Annotated in this window: 8 protein-coding genes; 6 read left to right on the top strand and 2 right to left on the bottom strand. The window is 41.4% G+C overall.

Features of this window, described 5'->3' with window-relative positions; all coding sequences use genetic code 11:
- The first annotated feature begins 96 nt into the window (after positions 1–96).
- From LW728_RS20335 to LW728_RS20310, 6 genes are all read left to right on the top strand, one after another.
- Entirely contained in the window at positions 97–456 is a 360-nt protein-coding gene (locus tag LW728_RS20335) for a phosphomannose isomerase type II C-terminal cupin domain (protein WP_287767931.1), read from the top strand.
- Between the two features lie 117 nt (positions 457–573).
- A complete protein-coding gene (gene cobU, locus LW728_RS20330; protein WP_110543776.1) occupies positions 574–1125 on the top strand; it encodes a bifunctional adenosylcobinamide kinase/adenosylcobinamide-phosphate guanylyltransferase in 552 nt (183 codons plus the stop codon).
- 5 nt (positions 1126–1130) lie between these two features.
- Positions 1131–1925, top strand: a complete 795-nt coding sequence (locus tag LW728_RS20325; protein ID WP_287767929.1) for a class I SAM-dependent methyltransferase — start codon at positions 1131–1133, stop codon at positions 1923–1925.
- Between the two features lie 9 nt (positions 1926–1934).
- On the top strand, positions 1935–2525 hold the full coding sequence (leuD, locus tag LW728_RS20320) for a 3-isopropylmalate dehydratase small subunit (RefSeq protein WP_002740602.1): 591 nt from the start codon (positions 1935–1937) through the stop codon (positions 2523–2525).
- A gap of 101 nt (positions 2526–2626) precedes the next feature.
- The gene (locus LW728_RS20315) at positions 2627–2803 is read left to right on the top strand and encodes a hypothetical protein (RefSeq protein WP_002740601.1); all 177 of its coding nucleotides are present in this window, start codon (positions 2627–2629) and stop codon (positions 2801–2803) included.
- A 155-nt stretch (positions 2804–2958) separates the two neighbouring features.
- Positions 2959–5031, top strand: a complete 2073-nt coding sequence (locus LW728_RS20310) for an AAA family ATPase (RefSeq protein ID WP_287767926.1) — start codon at positions 2959–2961, stop codon at positions 5029–5031.
- A 307-nt stretch (positions 5032–5338) separates the two neighbouring features.
- On the opposite strand, the gene LW728_RS20305 is transcribed toward LW728_RS20310, so the two are convergent.
- Positions 5339–7576 (bottom strand): FUSC family protein, encoded by a 2238-nt coding sequence (locus LW728_RS20305; RefSeq protein ID WP_002801630.1) that lies wholly within the window; start codon positions 7574–7576, stop codon positions 5339–5341.
- 125 nt (positions 7577–7701) lie between these two features.
- The gene (locus tag LW728_RS20300) at positions 7702–9147 is read right to left on the bottom strand and encodes an Ig-like domain-containing domain (protein ID WP_287767923.1); all 1446 of its coding nucleotides are present in this window, start codon (positions 9145–9147) and stop codon (positions 7702–7704) included.
- Positions 9148–9714: the final 567 nt, after the last annotated feature.

Genomic DNA, 9714 nt, shown 5'->3' with positions numbered 1-9714 from the left:
CCACACCCCACACCCCACACCCCACACACCTTTAGCTAATAGCTGCAAACCAGAGATTGTCCACTAAAATATTAATCAAGTTTGGAGACCACCGCCATGGATGACTTAATTAATGCTCCCTCCCCTTCTCCCCAAGACATAGAAATGACGCGGACTCCCCCCTGGGGAACGGTGACGGTATTGGAGGAAGGTCCCCGGTATCGCATCAATCGCATTGTCATTAAACCCGGCCATCACATGAGTACCCAAATGCACTACCATCGCAGTGAACACTGGATTGTCGTCTCCGGTACAGCGCGGGTAATCTGTGATGAAAAAGAAACTCTCCTCAAACAAAAAGAATCTACATACGTTCCTATGAATACCCGTCATCGGTTGGAAAACCCCGGTTCTATTCCTCTGGGACCATTGGAGGGATCGGGGGTAAAATTCAGGTACTTTTTCCCTGAAAATTAGGTAACTGACTACCTCAAAATCGGTAAAACCCTACACCCCACACCCCACACCCTGCCCCCACCAACAAACTTTTTCAGCAGACCCTATATACTTTAGTTATTTGCCAAAATCTCGATCGTGCATGAAAAAATTATCCTAGTTACAGGGGCTGCCCGTTCTGGGAAAAGTGAATGGGCCGAATATTTAGCCAAAATCAGCCAAAAACCCGTTATTTATATCGCCACCTCCTCGGTGGATGAAAAAGATCAAGAATGGTGCGATCGCATTGAAAGACACCGGCAGCGACGTTCCCCCCAATGGCAAACCCAAGAAATTCCCCGACAATTGAGCGAAACTATTGATAATAGCCCATTTACTCACTGTTTATTGATCGATTCCCTCGGTACTTGGGTAGCCAATTGTTTAGAAATGTCGGCAGCCGAATGGTTAGAAATTAGCGATCGATTCTTGTATTCCCTCAAAAATGCGGCGGTTGATGTTATTCTGGTGGCGGAAGAAACCGGTTGGGGTGTGGTTCCCGCTTATCCCCTCGGTCGTCTGTTTCGCGATCGTTTAGGCGATCTCTGTCGTAGAATTGGCACAATAGCAGACGCGGTTTATCTAGTTACCGGGGGCCATGCTCTTAATTTAAGTCAATTGGGTCAGTCTTTGTCGATAATTGGGCAATAGAGAAGATGAGCAACGATTATCAGCGTCAAGTAATTGATTTTTATGCCCTTCGTCACGATTACGATAACGATTTTACACAAGCTCGCGCCCTTAAATTAGTAAATTATCTCTATTTACAAAAAAGCCAATCTGTGCTAGACGTGGCAACGGGAACGGGATTTATAGCGGTAGCAATTGCCCCAAAAGTAAAAAGTGTCATCGGGGTTGATTTCACGCCAGAAATGATTGCCAGAGCCGAAAAAAAGCTAGAAGCATTAAATATCGAGAATATTGACCTAATTAACGCCGATATAGCTGCCATTGACTTTGCCGAGTCTAGTTTCGATCTGATTACCTGTTCTCTGGCGATTGCACTTTTCCCCGATATCCCACAAGTGCTGGCAAAATGGTATCAATGGTTAAAAAAAGGCGGTTCGGTCGCTTTTTCCTGTAATAATTTAGAATCCCACTTCCTACCCTTGATCAGTGGTGTTTGTCGCGAAACATCTGGTTTTGAGTTGCCTAATCTGCATACTCCCATCGCCACCCCGGAAAAATGCCATCAATTGCTGGAAAATGCGGGATTTACCAATATATCGGTCAATGTCGAACAACTAGGTCGATATTTGCCCCTAGAAACCGCCAAAAACTTCTGGTATGGGCAGTATTTTTATCCTCAGCATAACCCTTTTGACCGCCTATCGGCTGGCGAAATTGCGACTCTAGTGAACAATTATCGCCGAGAAATCGAGAAAAATGCCACCGATCAGGGGGTATGGCAAGATGCAACCACCTTTTTTATCACTGCTAGTAAAACTTAGAAAAAGATCATGAGTCAAGTTAAAACCATCTCCGGACGAGCTTTACCCTTGCGAGGCAACGATATTGACACCGATCGCATTATTCCGGCTCGTTTTTTGCGTTGTATCACCTTTGAAGGTTTAGGCGAACAAGTGTTCGCTGATGATCGAGCGGCTTTACAGGGGAGTCATCCTTTCGATCTACCCCAGTACCAAGGAGCAAAAATTCTGGTAGTCAATGGTAATTTTGGTTGTGGCTCTTCTCGGGAACACGCACCGCAAGCGATTTTACGTTGGGGAATTCAAGCAATTATCGGGGAAAGTTTCGCCGAAATATTTTTTGGCAATTGTATCGCTAATGGGGTTCCCTGTGTCACTGCCGAGGCTAAAACCATCACCCATTTACAGGATTTAATTGCAGCTAATCCCGAAATTCCCGTCGATCTTTCCTTGACAACCATGACAGTGGAATGGGGGGATTTTGTCGCTACCGTGTCTATGAATGAAGGTTCCCGACAGATGTTAATAGAAGGGGGTTGGGATACCTGCGGACAGCTTTTACAAAATCTCGATCTGATTCAATCTACCGCCCAAAAGTTACCCTATTTAAGTTTCGTCTAGGGAAACAATCTAGGCTGAGGGTGCGTTAGTAATAGATTAACGTACCCCGGCAAGGATTTTGTTTGCAATGCAGCATCTGTAAATATTAAAAAATCTGCCTTATGACTAATTCTGATAATAATCTCCAAAATATCCAAGAACCGATTTTAAACGCTCCCGAAGATGTGCGAAAAATCATCGATCGAGTTTTAAAATTGGAAAGAGATAAGTTATACCAGCGCAATCCTCGCAATATCAATGATGATGTTTTAACAATTATTAAAGAAGTAATCCAATAATTAGCTTTTAGCTATCAGGAGTCAGGAGTCAGGAGACAGGAGTTAGGAGTCAGTAGTTAGGAGATTGGTTTTATTTATTCTCCCCTCTCCCTTCTCCCCACTTCATAATTTATAATTCATAATTCCCACTTCCCCATCATCCCCTCACTCTAACTATGAAACTACTATCAATAAAGTTATGTAATTTTCGACAATTTTATGGTAAGACTCCTGAGATACATTTAGCAGCAAGTTCTCGCAATACAACAGTAATTTATGGCAATAATGGGGCGGGAAAAACAACAATTTTAAATGCTTGTACTTGGGTACTGTATGAAAAATTTACAGCAGCTTTTGCCGAACCAGAGTTATTAGTTAATAAACGGTCAATTACCGAAGTAACCACGGGAACTTCCATAGAATGTTCGGCAGAAGTAAACTTTGAACATGAAAATAAACGCTATCAGGTAAAACGAAAATTTTTCGCCTACCAAGATGTAAATAGTAAAATTAAATACGGTTCAAATAGTTTGTATATGCTCTACGCTGGTGATGATGGCAATTGGTACACACCCAATCAACCACCAGAGGATATTATTAATCAAATTTTACCCGAAAGTTTACACCGTTATTTCTTTTTTGATGGAGAATATATCGATCATCAATTCCGCAGTAGTAGCCAAGGTAAAATCGCCGAGGATACAAAAGAATTATTGGGAGTTAAAGTATTAGACAGAGCGATCGAGCATTTAAAAAAAGCCAAAAAATCTTTACAAGATGATCTTAAAGATTTAGGTGAATCGGATTTAAAAAAGTTATTGAAACAGGAAAGTAAAATTGAGCAGGATTTCGAGAAATTAAAACAGCGTCAGCAGGATATTATTAACCAGTTATCCCAGCAGGAAGAATTAAAAAAAGCCGTGACTAATCGCTTATTAGAGTTAAGTGGTGCCGAGGAATTAAAACAGTTAAAAGAAAAATTAGAACAACAGGAAAGAAATCTGCGGCAAGATTTAGTCAGAACTAAGGATAAGTTAAAGAAATTAATTTCCCAGCAAGCTTATCAAGTCTTTTTAAAAGGAATTAATCAAAATTTTCAGCAATTAATCGATCGCCTACGACAACAAGGGGAATTACCCAGTGGTATTAAACAGCAATTTGTCCAACAATTATTAGAGCGGAAAAAATGTATTTGTGGCCAGGAATTACAGGAAAATAGCCAAGCTTATTTAGAGGTACAAGACTGGATGAACAAAGCAGGAATGGCCGATGTGGAAGAAGCGGCCATTCGCTTATCTTCCACAGTCAAAGAAATGGATAAACGGGTCTTAGATTTTTGGCAAGAAGTGGATAATTATCAAGCTAATATTCACCAGTGGCGCTTAGAATTATCTTTGGTAGAATCAGAATTAGATGAAGTGCGGGATAAATTTCGCCATTATCCCGATGAAGATATTAAAAATCTGCAATCTCGCTTAGATGCGATCGAGGATTCCCTAAAAGATTTACGCTTGGAACAGGGCAGCAATAAAAATCAACTAGATATCTATGAAAAAGAGTTAGAATCCCTGCAAAAACAGGTACAGAAACAGCAACAAAAAGAGGAAAAATATAATTTAGGACAACGACGTATTTTAGCGACTCAAGAGGCAATTAATCGCATTAGTGAGGTAAGACAGAGATTAGAAAATCAGTTTCGTTTGTCCTTAGAAAAACGGGTACAGGAAATCTTTAGCTCAATTTCTTTTACTCCCTATATTCCCCGTATTAGTCCCGATTACGAGGTAAGATTATTAGAAAATACGACAGGATTCGCTATTCCCGTGGCAGCTTCTACTGGAGAAAATCAGATTCTTAGTTTATCTTTTATCGGGGGAATTATCGATCGAGTGCGAGAATGGAGTCAGAAAAATACTTTGATGGGAATTGATAGCAGCACTTTTCCTCTGGTGATGGATTCCCCTTTTGGTAGTCTTGATCATATCTATCGTCGGCAAGTTGCGATCGCTATTCCTCAATTAGCCAATCAGTTAATTGTTTTAGTGACAAAAACTCAATGGAGAGGAGAAGTAGAAACCGAGATTTCTCCCTATATTGGTAGAGAATATGTGTTAGTTTATAATTCTCCGAAAGCAGATTGTCAAGAGGATTTAATTAATCTTCATGGTGTTAATTATTCTCTGGTGAAACGCAGTCCTAATAATTTTGAATATACGGAAATTATCGAAGTTAATCGATTTTCCTCCTGACTGCTAAATGGCTGCATCTCACCTTTGCAGAAATACCGACAACCAGCAATTATCAGTGAATCTTAAATTGGTACAAAAATATGAACAATCGCGTGTAAGCATCTCACCGAAAAGCTAATGCGCGAGGGGTTTGGGGACGGCGCTTGCGTCCCCAACGGGGGGTTTGGGGGGTAGAACCCCCCAAAGGCTTGGATTGAGTGATAAAATCGGAAGTAATGACCAATTTTAGAAGACAGTTTCCCTTTAAAAATACCCAACTCAGTAGATTTACAAAAATCAGATACACCCTGGTTATAATAACTAAATTTTAACTTCTAATAAAACGATCAATTGCTGTGTTCATTACCCCAACACGACTGGATAATTCCACAAGTTCCGTGGTGACAATATTATAATCCCCTAAATATTTCTGGAGATTAGTTCCCTCTTTCTGATGGCCAATTTCTACTAACCTTTCCTCTCGCAATTCTTGCAAATGATCGAGGATGTTTTCTAAAGTATCTTCGAGGGGAGGTAAGGGAAGAGGAGGATTATTTGCTTGCAAAGCTTCGGTTAATTGCGTCAAAGCTTGGGTTATTTCTTGCGTGAACAGACTTAGATTAGGATGGGGAGGACTACCGCGATATTGTTCCAATTCCGTCAATAAAACTGTCACCCCGCGACCAAAACGAGGAATATAATTACTTAAAGTGATTGCCGGTTCCATTTGTGGAAAGGGTGTGCTAGGATCGTCAATTAATCTTTGTAGGGCTGTTTGCATAGTTGTATTTGCTCGTCGAGCTTTATTGCGATGGGAAGATAAAATTACAGTTTGATAGGATGATTCTCCTAAATAAACTGCCATAACTGACTGAAAAAATACTTGATTAGCTTCTAATGCTTTAATGGCAGCGAGGGAAAAACGTTCATCTTCATTAAACCTTAAAAAACCGAAGGAAAGTACAAAGGCTAAAGCACTACCGATTAAAGTATAAACTATTCTGATATACTCTAAATTAATGCCGTCATTGCTGGCATCCAGACGACTGATGATTAAAGCAAAAATTGTGATAAAAAATACGGCCAAACTATAGTGAAATCGCACCAAAGATAAAGCGATCGCTATAGAAATTACTCCAATAATTTCTAACCAGATCGGATTATCTATAACTGGCAACAGTGCCAAAACAAAAAACGAGCCTAAAATCGTGCCAAACACCCGATTAAAAAAGCGTTGAAAAGTCAGGCTAAAATCTGGTTTTAACACAATAACTAAGGTTAAACCAATCCAAAAACTATGGGTAATTCCTAGCTTATTGTAAATCAAAACTCCTAGCGCACTTCCCAAACCCAAGCGTAAACCATGACGAAATAGGGGCGATTCTAGATTAAAATTAGATTTTAATGGTTCCCACCAAGCTTTTTCTTGACCGTACTCTTTTTCTATCCCTTCAAAGTTCCGCTGCCAGGGATTTTTTTTATCTGAAAATTCCTCGCTTTGCCGCAAATGTTGCGCTGTTTCACTGGCTATTTTTAGCTGTTTAGATAATTTTTTTAAACGATTATTTAATTGCGAAATTGCCACATAACTGCTATAATCATCTTGGGCATTTTCTAAAACTTTAGCTTGCAGGTTTTTTTGTTGCTCGATCGCCTTGAGTAATAGCTGCAAGCGCTCACAATCCGGTTGTTTATTTCTACCCAAAATTAACCAGGCAATATCTTCGCTAATTTCCGCCACTTGCACGAGAATATCTTCTAATAAAATACCCACCGTGGTCAGTTGTGGCAAGGGATGAAGATGAAGCAATTCTCGCAGCGCGATTAAGCTGGTATTAATGCGATCGCTATCTTCGATCAAGACAATTAACAATTCCCGCAGCTCACTCTTTCCCCAACGTCCCCGACGCGTCAAGGTGACAGTTTTCCTAGAACGGAGCAACAGTTGCCGGATTTTATCAAAATATGGCTCCTCATCAGCATTAGAACGAGAGTGTAAGGGCAAAGAGCGGAGATAGGTGGCGATACCATGAAAATTTTCCGCCGTTACCTGACGTAAAGGCTGATTAGGGCGAAAAGGCCAGATAAACAGGGCCAAAAAAATTGTCCATCCCCCTCCCAACACAGCAATTCCGGCCCGTTGTAAAGCGACGATAATATCCCCCGATGGCAAAGAAACAGCAAAAAGCAGCAATAAACTAATTACTACCCCAGCTAACGCCCCATTTTCCCCGTAAACTGTCAAATAACCCGCTAGAAACAACCCGCAAAAAACTATCACCACGGTCAATCCTAGCCAAGTACTGGCTAATGTGCCGATAATCAAAGCTAGAGCCATCCCGATAGTCGTAGCGACTAGGGTTTTCGCTCTCAGGCAGTAAAGTCCCCCCACATCGGCTAAAATCAAGGTTTGAGCCGCTAAACCGACCATTAACCCCAATTCTGACTGATCTAAAATATCACCGATAATAATCGGTACCGCGAGCGCCAATAAAGTCCGAATCCCCCGCTCGATCTCGATATCGCCACTAGGACGCAATAAAAAAGCAAATCGCTGAAGTAGCATATAGCACTTATCTTAATGGTGAGGTATGAGGTTTTCGTTTTCGGGAGTCAGTATTCTCCGAGTCACCTGATTAGGTAACGATTTCTCTCCTGTCTCCTGACTCCTAACTCCTTAATTCTGCCGTATTAGGGCAGCCAACGGGGTTTAAAACCGGCGTTGAGTTCTTGAGGTAAAATTTTCGGGGTGCTATTGGGACTGAATTGATCCGGGAGTGGTAATAACCAGAGACGACCATCGGCAATGCTCGATCCCTCCCCAGTGACTAGATCATTTCCGACTCCAAAGGGTATGGTTACTAACTGATCAAATAATAAGGCCACGCCATCGGGAGACATACTCATCTGCACGTCACGATAATTAGGTAAAGCCAGCAGGGGGATCATTTTACCCGTTTCTAGCTCAATAATCGCTAAAAATGGTTCTTCTTTCACCTTGCCATCGCTGCCCATAACCAGATCGCTTTTCAGACAGTAAAGGGTTTTTTCCTGTCGCGGTTCAAATTCACAGCTAATAATCGGATTAGCTGTTCTTAATAGTAGTCTTGACTCTCCCTGATCGTTGAGCAAAAATAGCGATCGCTGATTATCCGGTTCCGATTTTACCATCAGTTTTTGGCGACCATCCCGGGAAAAAGCGAGTATTTTCTCGTAGGTGGGCAAAAATTGCGGTTTTCCCGCTTGGACATCCAAAGGAATCACCGCTACCCCTCCCGTTTGACTGACAACCGCTTTTTTACCGTCGGGAGATAGTAAAAAATTATCCGCTTGTATTCCTAACGGTCGCGATTGTCCATCATCCCTGATTACCCATAAACTGGCATCCCCCGGATTCCCATGATTAATTCTCTGCACGATTAGGGTTTTGCCGTTATCTGAGAGATTAAAGCGAAGATTTTGATAGGTTTTCGCATCTAAAAACCTTTCTATACGACCACTGGGCAAATTTTGACCATGTTCGTCATGATTTAAACCCGTGGTAATTGTATAAAGTTGCTGTTTCGGGGTATCCCGTCCTAAGTCAGAGCGATCGAAGGCCGAAAATAAAATTCTCTCCCCCCTCGGATACATTTGAAAATCCGTGACCACCAGATCCGCAGGGGTAAGGATGGTTTTTTTCAGTTCTGTGACGTTATTTGCCCCCTGAATGATATTACAGACGATTAAACGGCCTCTTTCCTCTTGGTTGACTCCAATATAGGCAAAAGCTCGATCGTGGCTGTAAAATTCGCCGATAAAGTCCTCACCTTGGGCAATAGGTAACTTTACTTGATATTTCTTGCCGTAGATGGGCAATTCCGTCAAGGTATAGGTCAAGCGATCGCCAGACCAGCTAATTTTACCCGGCAAGGGAGGAGCGATCACCAGGCCGGTTTCTATGTCGGAACGGTCAATCGGTCGATTAAAACTTAAAGTAAAATAATTGTCCCTAACGCCGATTTTTCGCCCTTGCCAGCTAAAATTCTCCCCTCGGGTAGGAACTTGATTTCCTTGTATCAAAATCGACGATATCGCGGCAATTAAGGCCAAAATAGTCGCTAACACTAAGCGATCGAACCAAGCTAATCTTTTCATCAGTTATCAGTTATCAGGAGTCAGTTATCAGTAGTCGGTCGTCGGTCGTCAGGAGATTGCTTTTATTTATTCTCCCATCTCCCCCCTCTACAATAATTACTCCCAACCAGAAACACCTTGGCTGCATATCATACTTTGTGCTTTTTGTCAAAAAAACTTTTTTTTTGCAACAAAACTACATAAAAAAAAGATCATCGTTGTGGGTGAAATTGACTGATTTACCCGTTTTAATTAGGATCACCTTCTAGGTGTGGCGAGGGTTTTAACCATTGCTGCCCAAAAAAGCACAGAACAGCCCACTGTGAAATTTTATCAAATCGCTGTAACCATCACAACATCGTTGTTAAATAATAATCTTTCTCAATTAATTCTTAAGGATTTATAAATATTGCGGAATGTTAATTTAAATATTCTCAAGTTTTTACGGTCAATAAATAATTTTTACTTATCTTTGTCCAAAATTGGGTTAGAAGTCAGGAGTCAGGAGTCAGGAGATTATTTTTATTTATTATCCCCACACCCCACACCCCGCTCCCCACACCCCACACCCCACACCCCACACCCCAC

Source organism: Microcystis sp. 49638_E5 (assembly GCF_021300285.1).
Classification (GTDB): domain Bacteria; phylum Cyanobacteriota; class Cyanobacteriia; order Cyanobacteriales; family Microcystaceae; genus Microcystis; species Microcystis aeruginosa_C.
Note: the sequence above shows the minus strand (reverse complement) of the source record. Positions and strands in the feature narration are given on the sequence as shown.